Source organism: Nonomuraea sp. 3-1Str (assembly GCF_031570565.1).
GTDB lineage: Bacteria > Actinomycetota > Actinomycetes > Streptosporangiales > Streptosporangiaceae > Nonomuraea.
In genome coordinates this window covers 120,160-135,140 of the sequence record NZ_JALHBK010000011.1, presented here as the reverse complement: position 1 = coordinate 135,140, position 14,981 = coordinate 120,160, and the positions used below count along the sequence as shown (strand labels likewise).

General features: G+C 71.6%; 13 protein-coding genes, 1 other RNA gene and 1 pseudogene. 7 read left to right on the top strand and 8 right to left on the bottom strand.

Annotated elements, in window-relative coordinates; all coding sequences use genetic code 11:
• Window positions 1–6: 6 nt before the first annotated feature.
• Together MTP10_RS19535 and MTP10_RS19530 are read left to right on the top strand one after the other, a co-directional pair.
• Complete coding sequence (locus tag MTP10_RS19535; RefSeq protein WP_397334480.1) at window positions 7–870, top strand: ABC transporter permease; 864 nt, start codon at window positions 7–9, stop codon at window positions 868–870.
• The gene (locus MTP10_RS19530; RefSeq protein WP_310710909.1) at window positions 867–1,898 is read left to right on the top strand and encodes an ABC transporter ATP-binding protein; all 1,032 of its coding nucleotides are present in this window, start codon (window positions 867–869) and stop codon (window positions 1,896–1,898) included. Before MTP10_RS19535 ends, MTP10_RS19530 begins: the two co-directional genes overlap by 4 nt.
• A 148-nt stretch (window positions 1,899–2,046) precedes the next feature.
• Here the strand turns inward: MTP10_RS19530 and MTP10_RS19525 are convergent, their stop codons facing one another.
• The 4 genes from MTP10_RS19525 to MTP10_RS19510 form a co-directional block, all read right to left on the bottom strand.
• On the bottom strand, window positions 2,047–2,484 hold the full coding sequence (locus tag MTP10_RS19525; protein WP_310710908.1) for a hypothetical protein: 438 nt from the start codon (window positions 2,482–2,484) through the stop codon (window positions 2,047–2,049).
• A gap of 550 nt (window positions 2,485–3,034) precedes the next feature.
• Window positions 3,035–3,970, bottom strand: a complete 936-nt coding sequence (locus MTP10_RS19520; protein WP_310710907.1) for an SDR family NAD(P)-dependent oxidoreductase — start codon at window positions 3,968–3,970, stop codon at window positions 3,035–3,037.
• A 96-nt stretch (window positions 3,971–4,066) separates the two neighbouring features.
• Window positions 4,067–4,912, bottom strand: coding sequence for a helix-turn-helix transcriptional regulator (locus MTP10_RS19515; RefSeq protein ID WP_310710906.1), 846 nt, complete (start codon window positions 4,910–4,912; stop codon window positions 4,067–4,069).
• A 369-nt stretch (window positions 4,913–5,281) separates the two neighbouring features.
• Window positions 5,282–6,052 (bottom strand): class I SAM-dependent methyltransferase, encoded by a 771-nt coding sequence (locus tag MTP10_RS19510; RefSeq protein ID WP_310710905.1) that lies wholly within the window; start codon window positions 6,050–6,052, stop codon window positions 5,282–5,284.
• Window positions 6,053–6,156: 104 nt separating this feature from the next.
• Here MTP10_RS19510 and MTP10_RS41980 point away from each other — a divergent pair.
• Window positions 6,157–6,348, top strand: a pseudogene (locus MTP10_RS41980) (hypothetical protein); the annotation flags it as partial.
• A gap of 186 nt (window positions 6,349–6,534) precedes the next feature.
• Here the strand turns inward: MTP10_RS41980 and rnpB are convergent.
• The 4 genes from rnpB to MTP10_RS19485 form a co-directional block, all read right to left on the bottom strand.
• Window positions 6,535–6,928, bottom strand: an RNA gene (gene rnpB / locus MTP10_RS19500) — RNase P RNA component class A.
• Between the two features lie 11 nt (window positions 6,929–6,939).
• Window positions 6,940–8,211 carry a bifunctional RNase H/acid phosphatase gene (locus MTP10_RS19495; protein ID WP_310710903.1) on the bottom strand — a complete coding sequence of 424 codons (1,272 nt, stop codon included), beginning with the start codon at window positions 8,209–8,211 and terminating at the stop codon, window positions 6,940–6,942.
• The gene (locus MTP10_RS19490; RefSeq protein ID WP_310710902.1) at window positions 8,208–8,948 is read right to left on the bottom strand and encodes a C4-type zinc ribbon domain-containing protein; all 741 of its coding nucleotides are present in this window, start codon (window positions 8,946–8,948) and stop codon (window positions 8,208–8,210) included. The genes MTP10_RS19495 and MTP10_RS19490 overlap by 4 nt, the downstream gene beginning before the upstream one ends.
• A gap of 2 nt (window positions 8,949–8,950) precedes the next feature.
• Window positions 8,951–9,751, bottom strand: a complete 801-nt coding sequence (locus tag MTP10_RS19485; protein WP_310711008.1) for a Nif3-like dinuclear metal center hexameric protein — start codon at window positions 9,749–9,751, stop codon at window positions 8,951–8,953.
• A gap of 217 nt (window positions 9,752–9,968) precedes the next feature.
• Between MTP10_RS19485 and MTP10_RS19480 the strand changes: the two genes are divergently transcribed.
• The 4 genes from MTP10_RS19480 to MTP10_RS19465 all read left to right on the top strand — a co-directional run bounded on the left by MTP10_RS19480 (window position 9,969) and on the right by MTP10_RS19465 (window position 14,918).
• On the top strand, window positions 9,969–11,558 hold the full coding sequence (locus tag MTP10_RS19480; protein WP_310710901.1) for an NAD(P)/FAD-dependent oxidoreductase: 1,590 nt from the start codon (window positions 9,969–9,971) through the stop codon (window positions 11,556–11,558).
• A gap of 60 nt (window positions 11,559–11,618) precedes the next feature.
• Window positions 11,619–12,647, top strand: coding sequence for a dipeptidase (locus MTP10_RS19475; protein WP_310710900.1), 1,029 nt, complete (start codon window positions 11,619–11,621; stop codon window positions 12,645–12,647).
• A gap of 45 nt (window positions 12,648–12,692) precedes the next feature.
• Complete coding sequence (locus tag MTP10_RS19470; RefSeq protein ID WP_310710899.1) at window positions 12,693–14,006, top strand: helix-turn-helix domain-containing protein; 1,314 nt, start codon at window positions 12,693–12,695, stop codon at window positions 14,004–14,006.
• 78 nt (window positions 14,007–14,084) lie between these two features.
• A complete protein-coding gene (locus MTP10_RS19465) occupies window positions 14,085–14,918 on the top strand; it encodes a GNAT family N-acetyltransferase (protein ID WP_310710898.1) in 834 nt (277 codons plus the stop codon).
• Window positions 14,919–14,981: the final 63 nt, after the last annotated feature.

Genomic DNA, 14,981 nt, shown 5'->3' with positions numbered 1-14,981 from the left:
TCCCGGATGAGCTCCTCTGCGCCGGAACAGCTCGGCTCGGCGGGTCCGCGTGGCGGGCCGGCCGGGAGCCCGGCCGCGGGCCGCGAGGTCTCCGGGCGGCTGCCGTGGATGCTGGTCGTGCCCGCGCTGGTGGGACTGGCGTTCCTGGTGCTGCCACTGGCCGGGCTGCTGATCCGCGCCCCCTGGTCCACGCTGCTGCGGCGGCTGGCCGAGCCGCACGTGCTGGAGGCGTTGCGGCTGTCGCTGGTCTGCGCCACCACCGCCACAGCCGTGTGCCTGCTGCTCGGGGTGCCGCTGGCCTGGCTGCTGGCCCGGGTGTCGTTTCCCGGGCGGCGGCTGGTCCGGGCCCTGGTCACCGTGCCGCTGGTGCTGCCGCCGGTGGTGGGCGGCGTCGCGCTGCTGCTGGTGCTCGGGCGGCGCGGGCTGGTCGGGCAGTGGCTGGATGCCACCTTCGGGATCACGCTGCCGTTCACCACGGCGGGCGTGATCGTCGCCGAGGCGTTCGTGGCGATGCCGTTCCTCGTGATCAGCGTGGAGGGCGCGCTGCGGGGGGCCGACCAGCGGTTCGAGGAGGCCGCGGCCACGCTCGGCGCCTCGCGCTGGACGGTTTTCCGGCGGGTGACGTTGCCGATGGTCATGCCGGGCGTGGTGGCCGGGGCGGTGTTGTGCTGGGCGCGGGCGCTGGGCGAGTTCGGCGCGACGATCACGTTCGCCGGCAACTTCCCGGGTACCACCCGCACCATGCCGCTGGCGGTCTACCTGGCCTTGGAGACCGAGCCGGAGGCGGCGATCGTGCTCAGCCTGATGCTGCTGACCGTCTCGGTGATCATCCTGGCCGGCCTGCGCGACCGGTGGGTGGGCGCGTCATGACCCTCGACGCCCGGCTGGTGGTCACCAGGCCCGCCTTCACCCTCGACATCGCCCTGGAGGTCGCCCCCGGCGAGGTCGTGGCGCTGCTCGGCCCCAACGGCGCGGGCAAGACCACCGCGCTGCGTGCCCTGGCCGGACTCGCCCGCACCTCCGGCGGTCAGATCCGCCTGGGCGGCAGGCCGTTGCACACGCTGCCCGCCGAGAGCCGCCCGATCGGCATGGTCTTCCAGGACTACCTGCTCTTCCCGCACCTGACGGCGCTGGACAACGTCGCCTTCGGACCGCGCTGCCAGGGCGTGTCCAAGGCCGAGGCCCGCCGCACCGCCGCCGCCCTGCTGGAGCGGGTCGGCCTGGCCGACCGTGCCGCCGCCAAGCCGCGGCAGCTCTCCGGCGGCCAGGCCCAGCGGGTCGCGCTCGCCCGCGCGCTGGCCGTGCGGCCCGAGCTGCTGCTGCTGGACGAGCCGCTGGCCGCGCTCGACGCCCACACCCGGCTGGAGATCCGCTCCCAGCTGCGCCGCCACCTGGCCGACTTCGACGGCGTCACCGTCCTGGTCACCCATGATCCGCTGGACGCGATGGTGCTGGCCGACCGGCTGATCGTCATCGAGAAGGGCGTCATCGTGCAGCAGGGGACCCCGGCCGAGGTCGCCCGCCGTCCCCGCACCGACTACGTCGCCCGACTCGTCGGGCTCAACCTGTATCGCGGCGTGGCCGACGGCCCCCGGGTCAAGGTCGGCGAGCTGCCGCTGCACACTTCGGAGCAGCTCGGCGGGCCCGCGTTCGTCGCCTTTCCGCCCGCCGCCGTCGCCCTCTACCGAACGCGCCCGGACGGCAGCCCGCGCAACCTGTGGCAGGCCCGCATCGACGGCATCGAACGGCACGGCGACAACGTCCGCGTACACCTCGACGGCCCCATCACCGCCTTCGCCGACATCACCCCCGCCGCCGTCGCCGACCTCGACCTGACTCCCGGCCAGCAGATCTGGGCCTCGGTCAAGGCCACCGAGACCCACGCCTACCCCGCGTGAACGAGCTCCCGCCGGACGGCCGCCACGACGGCAACGCCATCCGTCTCGGCGAACCCTGCACCGTCAGCTCCCGCCCCGACACCAGCACCTCGGGAACGACGGAACAGCCGTCCGATCGATCGACGCCACCCGACCCTCGGAAACGCCATCAATCATCTATGAACAGTGAGCCGTTCACGACGATGGTGAGTCTCCTCTCGCCACCGCCAGTACTTTTACCAGCGACGGGGACGCTCTGCTCGTAGCTGTTCGTCGTGCTGTATTTGATCTGATCCTGGGCGTTCCAGTAGTCCTGGAACACCCAGTAGATGGTTCGTGTGCCCCGCTGGATGGTGATGCTCTTGCCCATCTCGCCCTGGTTGCCGACCCAGGGAGCCCTGATATTGAGCCAATGCTCGCCACCGGCGGCGAGCCCATACGTTGCGTTCGTCTCTCCTACGTGGACCACCAGCCTCTCCGACAGGTTGTTCACCACATACACGAACTCTGTAACGGTCGCGGCGTTGGCGGGCGGGGCAGCAGTGAGCAGGCCACCGGCGACAAGGACTGCGGTGGCCGCGGCGACTATGCGGGGGGAAACTCTCATTGTGCTCTCCTTGGACAGAGTTTGTAAGCCGAGAGTAATCGTACGAACGCATTCTGTTAAGACCTGATCGCCGTCACTTTCTGTGCTGAGCTTCCTCGAAAGAGCCCGTCCCCCGGCATCCGGCCACTCCCCCGAAGACGCGGCCATGTCCAGACAGGTCCGACAACACTCAGCCGCGCACCTATGCAGCGTGCCCGCGGCCCCTTCCGCTGCAGCGTTCCCGCAGCGCCTTCCACGCGAAACCAACAAGCGGCCGGGGCCCGATGACTCCAACACCGAACCCCGGCCCATGACCCGGCAACCTGCCTACATCAGGAGCCAGGCCATGAGCCGTCACCCTTCCACACCCGCGATCACCGAGGAAGCGAATCCCGGCGAAGGGGTTCGGCCGAAGCGCATCGGACGCTTCTTCGCCAAGCTTCTCCGCCACCGCCGTAGGCGTGCTGTGCCGCTCACTGAGGCGGCCCGTGGACGCCGGCGCAGGCCGAGGCGGTGACAAGGCCCGGCCGAATGCCGGAGGGAACGCCGGCGACGAACGCGAACTGCGCGGTCACTCGGCGCTCGGGACGGTGGCGAGCAGAGCACGCGTCTCGGCGACGACCCGGTCGCTGAACTGAGGGTCGTTCACCTGAACTGAGCCGACCATCGGCTTGCCGTTCTCGTCGTAATAGACGCCGGTGACAGCCGTGGCGTCGGTGAGGACTCGAGTGATCATCCGAGCGGCTCGCTTCGGGGTGCTCCAGTACTTGACGAGGGGGGCGATCGGCGACAGGACGTACCTCGACACGAACACAGCCACGGTGCCCGCGTCCCGTCCGAGGCCGCTGCCAGGACTGAAGCCTGGCTCGACCGCGCTGAAGCGCAGCCGGGGGGTCTCACGTGCGAACGCCAGGACCGTGGCGAGGTTGCCTTGCTTCGAGGTCGCGTAGGCATCCAGACCGGGTCGCGACGCCCCGCCCGGTTCCCACTCGCCACGAGCGCTGGCCTCGGCAGAGATGTAGCGACTGCCACGGAAGCCGGCAACGACGGCGGGCCGGCGCTCGGGGTCCTCGACGGCGGAACATACGAACACCACGTGGGTGCCGTCCGGCAGATGAGGGAGCAGCGCCTCGGTGAACGCGAAGGGGCCGAGGTGGTTGGTGGTGTACGTCAGGTCCCAGCCGTGCGACGTTGTACGGGCCTCAAGCGGCATGATGCCGGCGTTGTTGAGCAAGCCGGCGATCGGCAGGCCGAGGGCGACGATTTCCGAGGCCGCGCGCCGTACGCTCGCGATGTCGGAGAAGTCAGCGACGACCGAGGCTGCCCGGCCGCCCATCGCGGCAATCTCCCGTTCGACCCCGCCGAGCCGCGCCCGGTCTCGGCCGACGAGCACGACAGTGCCGTGATCGGCCATCTCCAAAGCGGTACGCCGGCCGATGCCGGACGTCGGCCCAGTGATGATCCACGCCCGGTCGGGCGACGTGCTGTGCGGGTTCTTTTGAGTCACCCCACAACTCTTGGGCAGTCGCCTCGGGCCAACCAGTCGTCCGGTTTTCGTAGGACTGCCAGAGCCAGCATCAGCCGGCCTGGGCCGCCGTCGTATCTACTCGACCAACTGCTGGTTGCCCAGGACGACGGCGAGAGCCAGGCGCTCGGCATCCTCGGTGCCGGGCTCGGCGGTATAGACCATGAGTCTCACGTCATCGGTGGCGACGAAGAGGACATCGCAGTCGAGGTTGATCGGTCCGACCGCGGGGTGATCGACCAGCTTGCGCTTGGACGGCTCCTGGTCCGGCCCAGGATCATCACGCTCCCAGAGTTCGGCGAAGTGTGGGCTGTGGGCGATGAGCCGCTGAATCAGCGTGCGTAGTTGACGGTCTGCCGGGTACCGTGCGGCCGTACGACGTAGGTCGGCCACCTGTCCCGCCAGGAGCTCCGCCTTTTCCCGCGGCGAGTGAACGACTCGATTGCCGGGACCGACGAAGTTGCGCCAGAGCGCGTTGCGCTCAACTCCGTGCCACGCCGTCGTCAGGCCCATGAGCGCGTCGTAAGGGGCGTTGGCGGCCAGGAGAGTCCAGGTCGCGTCGTAGACGGCCACCGGAGTGTCCGCCAGCCGGTCGAGGAGACGCTGCACGCTGGCGGTGAGCCGCGCCGGCACGACACCTCGACCAGGGGTTCGATGGCCGGCGAGCTCGAAGAGGAGTGCGCGGTCGGTGTCGGAGAGCCTCAGCGCCTGGGCCAACGCCTCGACCACCTGAGGGGAGGGGGACGTCGCCCGTCCCTGCTCGAGCCGGGTCAGGTAGTCAGTCGAGATGCCGGAGAGCCCGGCCAGTTCCTCTCGCCGCAGGCCGGTTGCGCGGCGTCGGCTGCTCGTCGGCAGCCCTACCACTTCCGGCTCCACCCGGTCACGCCAGCGGCGCACCGTCCGACCGAACTCCCAAGACTCCATCGCCCCAGTATGCGATGCATGTAACACCCTGTCCTGGCCCTGAGAGTCCCAGTGACAGATGCCCACACGAATCACGGGACGGGTTCAGCCCCCCCATCGCCGCAGTTGGCCGGATCACTTTGCCTAGCAGAGACGGGAGGAAAGCCACAGGAACGGCTGGACCAGCACGGTCGTCGACCTCGGTGACACCCGCCATCTCGACTCCGCCGAAGCAGGCTGACCTCTCCCCGGCCCCGGACTCCTCTGCTTAGCGGTTCACCGCAGCTTCAGGAGTGCGGGCCAGAACTGCCGGTGTGACTGAGCACTTCAGTTGGCGGGAATCGCCCGCTGAAACGCTCAACCACCACAATTGATCGTTACCAGGCGCCGTCAGTCGGCACCTAGAACGAAGAACAAGAAGCACAGGAACCTCGTGCGAGGGGGCTCGATCTCGCGGAACTCCTCGGGGAACAGTTCGCGGGCTTCCGGCACAAACGGCGGTTCGCTGATGACGCTGATGCGGAAGCCGGCCGCGGTGAAGGCCTCGGTCATCACGTGCAGCGGCCGGTCCCAGAAGCTCAGCTGGGCGGTCTGCCCACCCATGGTCCATTCTTCGATCCGGTTACGGGTTCCGAAATAGCTGGGCTTTTCCCCGGCCCTGTGACGCATGAGGGGGATCACGAAAGGATGGTCGACCGAGACGAGGAGTCGGCCGCCAGGCCTCAGGACGCGTCGCAGCTCGGCCAGCGTCGGTCCCCAGTCTTCCAGGTAGTGCAGCACCAGGGACGCGATGACGTCGTCGAACGCGCCGTCGGGAAAGGGTAGCGGGCCGGCCAGGTCGGCGACCCGCAGATCCGCGTCGGGGCCCAGCCGCCGTCGGGCCAGCTCCAGCATCCCGGCACTCGCGTCGATGCCGGTCACGATGGCGCCTCGATCGCGCAGCGCGAAGAACAGGGGACCCGAGCCGCAGCCGGCGTCGAGGATCCGCCGGCCGGTCACGTCCCCGGCGAGCTCCAGCATCGCGGGCCGCTCGTAGTACGCGTTCAGGAGGCTTGTGTCGTTCTCGGCCGCGTACCCCTCGGCGATCATGTCGTAGGCGTTGGACGGGGAGGAATGTGCGGTCTCAACGTGATCTTCGGGTGTGGTAGGCATGCGGGCCATTTTGGCCCAGTGTGCGGCGACACGGATATGAATGCCGGTCAGATCAGACTTGCCCGCTTCTCAACCGCGCGCGGAACTCGCCGGCTCACGTGCATATCCGCCAGATGAAGCGCTCAGTCAGAGCCGGGCTGAACCAAGGGAATAATCATCCGCCACTTTCCTGGAAAAGATGCCAGGTAGCGAGAAAAGGCGAGGCCGTCGAGAAGGCCGGCCTTCCCAAGGGGACGCGGTTCCACGACCTCCGCCACTACTACGCCTCGACCCTGATCGCGGCGAGCCTCAACCCGAAGAGCATTCAGCGGCGTCTCGGTCACGCGACGGTCAGCGAGACGTTCGACACGTACGGGCACCTGTTCCCGGAAGACGAGGACCTTGGGCGCGGCGCGATCGACGCTGAGATCGCGAAAGACCTGGCGGAACAGAGCCGGAACAAGAAGCAAGAAGGAAATATGTACCCTCACCCCCTGATCAGAGGGGTGGAAGTGACGAGCCGGCCTGTAGGCCGGGTTTTGTCCTTCGTTGCCGAAGGGGCGACCATCCATCTAGGGCCGTCGTTGCCGGCGGCCTCAAGCGGTCTACCCGCGCGGCTCGGGCGGGCAGCCCTCGAACGTCGCGCGCGGGACGCTCCGGAGAGCGTCCCTTCTTGACCTTGCTCCGGGTGGGGTTTACCGAGCCGCCCACGTCACCGTGGGCGCTGGTGGTCTCTTACACCACCGTTTCACCCTTACCTCCCGCGGACGGGAGGCGGTCTGTTCTCTGTGGCACTGTCCCGCGGGTCACCCCGGGTCGGTGTTACCGACCACCCTGCCCTGTGGAGCCCGGACCTTCCTCGGCGAGCCCCGTGAAGGGGCCCGACGCGGTCGCCCGGCCGGCTCGTCTCCGTGAGACTATCGCAGGTGGGCGGTGTCGTTGAACGACTTCACCACGCAGCGGCCGTCGGCGTAGTGCTCGACCAGCGACAGGCAGGCCACGTCGAGGTGCATCCGGTACAGCGCCTCCGGCGGGGCCATCAGGGCCAGCCGCAGGAGCGTCTTGATGGGCGTCACGTGCGAGACGACCAGCACCGTACGGCCCTCGTAGCGTTCGAGCAGCCGGTCCGAGGCCCGCTGGACGCGCTCGGCCACCCGGGTGAAGCTCTCGCCGCCGGGCGGGGCCGTGCCGGGGTCGGCCAGCCAGCGGGTCAGCTCCTCCGGCCACCGCCGCTGCACCTCGGTGAACGTGTGACCCTCCCACGCCCCGAAGTCCGTCTCCCTGAGGTCGTCGTCCACCTCCACGGGCAGGCCGGTCCGCTCGGCCACCGCCTGCGCGGTGCGCCGGGCGCGCGCGAGCGGCGAGCTGACGATGACGTCCAGCTTGTACGGCGGCCGGGACAGCCGCTCGGCCGCCGCCCCGGCCTGGGCGAGGCCGTGCTCGGTCAGCTCGGCGTCGCCGAGGCCGGAGAACCGGCGCTCGACCGAGAGCGGCGTCTCGCCGTGCCGCAGGAGCAGCAGGGAGGTGGCCACACGGGTGGGCGGGCCCCAGCCGGTGCCCTGGGACCGCACGCCGCCCTGCCGCTCCTGCGCGGCGGCGACGGAGGCCGTGGGCGCCGAGAGGTCGTCGGAGACGGCCCCGGCGGAACGGCCGGGGGAGGTGGTGGGCTGGTCGAGCAAGTCCGTCTGGTCGCCCTGCCTCGGGCCTGCGGCTCCGGGGCGCGGCGCCGCTGCGGTCTCGATGCCGGCGGAGTCCGAGCGTCTCCAGGGCAGGCCCTTGGCGGCGGCGTCCATGGCCTCGTTGGCCAGGCGGTCGGCGTGGGTGTTGCGGGCGCGGGGGATCCACGTCCACTCCGTCACGCGCAGCCGCCGCGCCAGCTCGGCCGCCTCGACGGCGAGCGGGCGCAGCCCCTCGTTCTTGATCTTCCAGCGGCCGGCCATCTGCTCGACGACCAGCTTGGAGTCCATCCGCACCGCGACGGCCGCGCCCTCACCGGCCACGCCGAGGACGGCGCGCAGGCCGGCGATCAAGCCGCGGTACTCGGCGACGTTGTTGGTCGTGACCCCGATGGCCTCGGCCGCCTCCGCCACCACCTGGCCGTCGGAGGCGTCGCGGACCACGGCACCGTAACCGGCCGGCCCGGGGTTGCCGCGCGAGCCGCCGTCTGCCTCGATGACGTACGACGTCACAGGCCCGACTCTGCGGTCCGGACGAGGATGCGGCGGCACTCGTCGCAGCGCACCACGTCGTCGTGGGGGGCGGCCTTGATGCGGTTCATCTCGGCGATGGACAGGGCCACCTTGCAGCCCTGGCAACGGCCGCCGCGCAGCATGGCGGCGCCCACGCCGTACTGCTGCCTGAGCTTCTCGTACAGGGCGAGCAGGTCGGCGGGGATGTCGCCGGCGACGGCGGCGCGGCGGCCCTGGGCCTCCCCCGCCTCCTTGTCGATCTCGACGAGCGCGGCGTCGCGGCGGTCCTCGGCGGCGGCACGGGCGGCGGCCAGCTCGTCGGCCTTGGCGCGCAGGTCGGTGACCTTGCTGTCGGCGGCCTCGCGCCGCTCCATGATCTCCAGGACGACCTCCTCGAGGTCGCCCTGCCGCCGGTGCAGGGAGGCGATCTCGGACTGGAGGCTGGCGAGGTCCTTCGGCGAGGTCACGGCGCCGGAGTCGAGCCGCTTCTGGTCGCGCTCGGCGCGGGCGCGGACGGTGTCGACGTCGCCCTCGGCCTTGGTCTGGTCGCGGGCGAGGTCGCCGGCCTCGGTCTCGGCCTCGATCACCTCGGTGGCGAGCTTGGCGTAGCGCTTGGACTGCTCGTCGATCTCGGCCAGCTCGGGCAGCGTGCGGCGACGGTGGGCGAGCCGGTCGACGACGGCGTCCAGCTCTGCCAGGTCGAGGAGTCGCTTCTGGGCGTCAGGGGCTGCTTTCATGATCAATATCCTTTTGTCCAAGCATCGGTGACCGCGGCGGAGACGCGCGTCTCAACGGTAACGCCACCGCCGCGCAGGATGGACGCCGCGCCGTCCAACCAGGGCCACTCGGTGGCCCAGTGGGCGGCGTCGATCAGCGCGGGGCCGCCCGCTTCGGCGAACTCGCTGGCCGGATGGTGCCGCAGGTCGGCGGTCAGGAAGGCGTCGACGCCCGCCGCGCGGGCCGTCTCCAGCAGCGAGTCGCCCGCTCCCCCGCTGACGGCGACGCGAGCCACGCGGCGCGACGGGTCGCCGGCGACACGGATGCCCCACGACGTCTTCGGCAGGCCGCCGGCCACCGCGACCGCGAACTCCTCCAGCGTCACCGGCTCCGGCAGCTCGCCGACGCGTCCCAGGCCGCGCCACGGGTCGTCCGGGAACGGCTGCAGCGGCACCAGGTCGCCCACCAGGCCGACGGCGCGGGCCAGCGCGTCGGAGACGCCGGGGTTGGCGACGTCGGCGTTGGTGTGGGCGGTGTAGAGGGCGATGTCGCGCTTGATCAGGGTGTGGAGGAGGCGGCCCTTGGGCGTGTTCGCGGCGACGGTGGTGGTGCCGCGCAGGTAGAGCGGGTGGTGGACGACGATCAGATCGGCGCCCCACTCGACGGCCTCGTCCACCACGGACGTCACCGGGTCCACCGCGAGCAGCACCCGCCGCACCGGTTGGGCGGGGTCTCCGCAGACCAGGCCCACCGCGTCCCACGACTCGGCCCGGGCGGGCGGGTAGGCCGCCTCGAGCACCTCGATCACCTCTGCCAGCGTCACTGCAGCCACCTGGGCAGACTATCGGGAACGGCGGGGCGGACCGTCCCCGACGGCGGCCGCCCGCCGGCCCGTCCCGACAGATGTCGTGGTCCGACCGCGGGCCCGCCGGGCGACGTCGCAGTCCTGGCAGCAGGCGCCGCCGTGGTCGTCGAGGGCTGTCGTACGGGACGGGCCGGGCGTACCGTGAGCTGGTTCCTCATCCTTCGAGGAGGCGTGGATGGCACCCAGGATCGCGATCATCGGAGCGGGGTTCGGCGGGCTGTGCATGGCCATCCGGCTGGAACGGGCCGGCATCACGACGTACACGGTGTTCGAGAAGGCGGGCGACCTCGGGGGGACGTGGCGGGACAACACCTATCCGGGCGCGGGCTGCGACATCCCGTCGCACCTGTACTCGTACTCGTTCGAGCGGTACGCGAGCTGGACGCGGCGCTACGCGGAGCAGCCCGAAATTCTGGGCTACTTACATCGTTGCGCCGATAAATACGGCGTCAGGCGGAAGATCCGGTTCAATACCGAGGTCGTGAGCGCCGACTTCGACGGCTCCCGATGGCAGGTCACCACCGCGCCGGCTTCCCCAGCGCAGCCCGCGGAGCCCGCGGAGGCGCATCCGGCCGCGGCACCCGCCTCCGCGGCACCGGAGGCCGCAGCACCCGCCTCCGCAGTACCGGACGCCGCAGCGCCCGCCACCGCGGCGCCCGCCCCCGCAGCACAGGGCTCCGTGGAGGTGTTCGATGTGGTGGTGGCGGCCGTGGGGCAGCTCAACCGCCCCCACCTCCCCGACATACCTGGAATTTCCGACTTCGCGGGTACGTCCTTTCACTCCGCCCGCTGGGACCACGCCCACGACCTGACGGGCAGACGGGTGGCCGTGATCGGCAACGGCTCGTCCGCCGCCCAGCTCATCCCCCTCGTCGCCCGGGCCGCCGGACGGCTGGAGGTCTTCCAGCGCACCCCGAACTGGGTGATCCCCAAGCCCGACGCCGCGTTCGGCCCCTGGGCCAGGCTCGCCCTGCGGTACGTGCCGGGTGCGCAGCGGGCGTACCGCGAGTGGATCTACCGGTACGCCGAGGCGGCCCTGTACCCGGCCCTCGCCCGGGGCTGGAGCGCCGACCTGCTGCGCAACCGCGCCCTCGGGCACCTGCATCGCCAGGTGCCGGACCCGGCCCTGCGCGCCAAGCTCACCCCGGGCTACCCGCCGGGCTGCAAGCGCGTCGTCATCGACAGCGCCTTCTATCCCGCCCTGACCAGGCCGAACGTCGACGTGGTCACCGAGAGGATCATCCGTATCACGCCGGAGGGTGTCGAGACGGCCGAGGGGCTCCATCCGGCCGACACGATCGTCTACGCCACCGGGTTCCGGAGCACCGAGTTCCTCGCGCCGATGAGTGTCACCGGCCGCGACGGCGCGGACCTCGCGGAGCGGTGGGGCGCCGGCGCGGAGGCGTACCTCGGGATCTCGATGCCCGGCTTCCCGAGTCTGTTCCTGCTGTACGGGCCCAACACCAACCTGGGTCACAACTCGATCGTCTTCATGCTGGAATGCCAGGTGAACCACGTCATGGCCTGCCTGCCGCACCTGTCCGCGCACGGGCCGATGGAGGTGCGGCCGGAGGCGATGGGGGCCTGGAGGCGGCGGCTCGGCGACGCGATGGGGCGGATGGTGTGGCAGGACGGCTGCCGCAGCTGGTACAAGACGGCCGACGGCCGGGTCACCAACAACTGGCCCGGCACCACCACCCTCTACCGCAGACTGACGTCCCGCCCGCCGCGGCGCGCGTACCGGCACGTGCGCCCCGCCCCCTGACCCGCCTGGTGCGGACGCACCCCGCGGATTCGGTGGGATGTGGGCGGTAGCGTCCGGTGCATGACCTCATCCCTCCATCGCCGTTCCGTCGTGGCGGACGCCCACAACGACCTCCTCATGGCCGTCTCGGCCCGCCCGCCCGAGCGGTGGGCCGCCTTCTTCCGCGAGCAGTGGCTGCCGCAGCTCCGGGAGGGCGGGGTCCGGCTCCAGGTGCTGCCGGTGTTCGTGGACGACCAGTACCGCCCCGAGGGGGCGCTGCGGCAGACGCTGCGCATGATGGAGTGCGCGCACGTGATCGCCGAGGGCAACCCCGAGGAGGTACGGCTCTGCCTCAGGGCCGCCGACGTGGAGGAGGCCCTGGAGTCGGGCCGGATCGCGCTGGTCCTGGCGCTGGAGAGCATGCCGGGGCTGGACGCGAGCGTGGAGCTCATCTCGACCGCGTACCGGCTCGGCGTCCGGATCGCCTCGATCGCGCACTTCGGCCGCACGCCGCTGGCCGACGGCAGCGGCGAGGACGCGACCGGCAGCGGCCTGACCACGCACGGCGTCGCCGCGCTGAAGGAGATGGAACGGCTCGGCATGGTGTTCGACGTGTCGCACCTGGGCGCGCCGGGAGTGGCCCACGTCCTGGAGCTGGCCACCGAGCCGGTCATGGCCACGCACTCGGCGGCCCGCGCGCTGCGCGACCACCACCGCAACCTCACCGACGACCAGATCCGCGGCGTGGCCGCCACCGGCGGCGTCATCTGCGTGAACTTCTTCGCCCCCTTCCTCACCGAGGACGCCCGGGCCGCGACGCTCGACCACGTGCTGGACCACATCGAACACGTGGTGGGCGTGGCCGGCGTCGACCACGTCGGCCTCGGCCCCGACTTCATCCGCGAGGTCATGGAGGACCTGACCCCGCCCTGCTGCGAGGACCTGGACCCGCGAGGCGTGGACGGGAAGGCGGCCGTCCCGGGTCTGGAGGGACCCCGGGGGCTGCCTCTGGTGACCGAGGGACTGCTCCGGCGCGGCCTGCGGGAGAAGGACGTCAGCAAGATCATCGGGGAGAACCTGCGCCGGTTCCTCGGGGAGCGACTGGCCTGATCGGGGGCCTGATCCGGGCGATGGCCAGGGCGATATCGTGAGCGGATGGGGAGGATCACGAGGGCGGAGTCGCAGGAGCGCAACCGGGCGCGCGTCCTGGCCGCGGCGCGTGAGGAGTTCGCCGGGCGGGGCTTCCGCGACGTCAAGATCGACGACATAGCGGAGCGGGCGGGGCTCACGCGAGGCGCGGTCTACTCGAACTTCCCCGGCAAACGGGCCCTGTTCTTCTCCGTCCTCGCCGACGCCTACCGACCGGACGGGTCGCACAGGCCCGACGGGCCCGACGGGCCGCTCTTGGGGGACGCGCGTTCCGGGCGCCCGTCCGCGGCCGGAGCGGGCGGGGACGTGGCCGCGGTGCTCGGAGCGGTCGCGCGGGCATGGCTGGACGACCCCGTGCCGGGGAGCGCGACGGCCGTGTGGCGGGAGCTGGTGCCGCAGGTGCAGGCCGACGAGGCGAGCCGGTCGGCGTTCGCGCAGCTCATGACCCTGTACGCGACGCTGCTCGGGCTGGCCATGGAGCGGCTCGACGCGCGGCCCGGTCGGCGGCTGGTGCGGGTGGCGGCGGCGGCGCTGACCATGCTCCAGGGAGCGTCCCAGCGTGCCGCGCTCGCCTCCGGCCTTGCCGACGGTCGCAGCACCGGTCACGAGCACGATCAGGAGCACGATCGGGGGCACGATCAGGGGGACGATCTCGGACGCGATCAGGAGCGCGAGCACGGGCGCGTTCTCGGACACGGTCACGGGTGGGCAGAGCCGGGAGAGGCACGGGAGGATCTCGTGCGGGCGTGCGAGCGGCTCGCCGGGCTTGATCCCGGCCCCGCCCCGCTGCCGCCCGTCCTGGCGCTGGAGCCGTACGCCGCGGACGGCCCATGGGCGCCCCCGGCGGCCACGGACGCGTTGCGGGGGACGCCCGTCGATCTGGGGGGCGACGGGCTGCTGCTGTTCCTCGGGTTGCGCCGGCTCTCCGCGCTGGAGGAGGCCGTACGGGCCGCGCCCGCCGGACTGCCGGTCACCGTGGTCGTGGTGACGGGCGACCCGGGTGAGCTGGGGCCGCTGGCGCGGTTCGCGCTGGCCCGCGTGGGAGCGCACCTGCGGGCGGCCCTGCCTCCGGGCGCGTGGCCGGGCGTGCGGGTCGTGTGCGACGAGAGCGGGCGCGTCGCCGCGGCGGCCGGGACGGCGTCCGTGCGCGACGAGACGGAGAGCGCCGTACGGGTCTCGGCGGGGCGGCTGGTACGGCGGGCCGACGGCCGGGGAGCCGGGTACGCCCTGGCCTCCGAAGCCGCCGGTGACGCCGAGAGCCGGGGCACGGCGGGCAGGAGCGCGGACCCGGGCACAGGAGCATGGGGGCCCGCGGCGTGAGGAACAGCGACATGAGGCACGGGGGCATCAGGCACAGCGGCACGAGGCACAGGGGCATGACGGAAAAGGGCGTGCGTGATGGGTGAGCAGCGGGCGGCGGCCGGGGGCGACGCCGCCGGACGGGACGCGAAGGAGGCCGCGGCCCGGGTCGGGGTGGTGGTCCGGGAGCTGCACGCGATCGGCGACTTCCAGCAGGTCTACCGGCTCTTCGACGACATCTGGCACTTCAGTCCGGGCGATCCCCCCGTCACCCTCGAACTGATGATCACGTTCGCGCACGCGGGCGGCTACGTGGCCGCCGCCTACCAGGACGACGTCATGGTGGGCGCGTCGGTCGGGTTCCGGGCGGCGGAGCGCACGCTGCACTCGCACGTGACCGGCGCGCGGGCCGGCCGCGGCATCGGGTACGCGCTCAAGCTGCACCAGCGCGCCTGGTGCCGGGAGCACGGACTGGACCGGATCAGCTGGACCTTCGATCCGCTGGTGCGGCGCAACGCCCGTTTCAACCTGGCCAAGCTCGGCGCCCGGCCGGAGGCGTACGTGGAGAGCTTCTACGGCACGATGACCGACGCGATCAACCAGGGCGACGAGTCCGACCGGCTGGTCACGGTCTGGGACCTGGCCGGGCCGCCCGCCGACACGCCGCCCCCGCCGTACACCGTGGGGCTGGGTGTGGAGGACGAGCGGCCGGTGAGGGGGCGCGCGGACGGGCCGGTGGTGCTGGTGGCGACGCCGCACGACATCGAGACGCTCCGGCGGCGGGACCCGGGCGCGGCCAAGGCGTGGCGGCTGGCCGTGCGTGACGTGCTGGGCGGTCTGATGCGGGAGGGCGGCCGGGTGGTGGGGTTCACGGACGCCGGCGCGTACGTGGTGGCGACACGCGGCGCGGGCGGATCTGCTCTCGGAGCTTGACCGCGGATGTTGTGCAAATGTGAATATGTCAGTGAAAACCAGGAAATAAACGGGTTTCCGCTG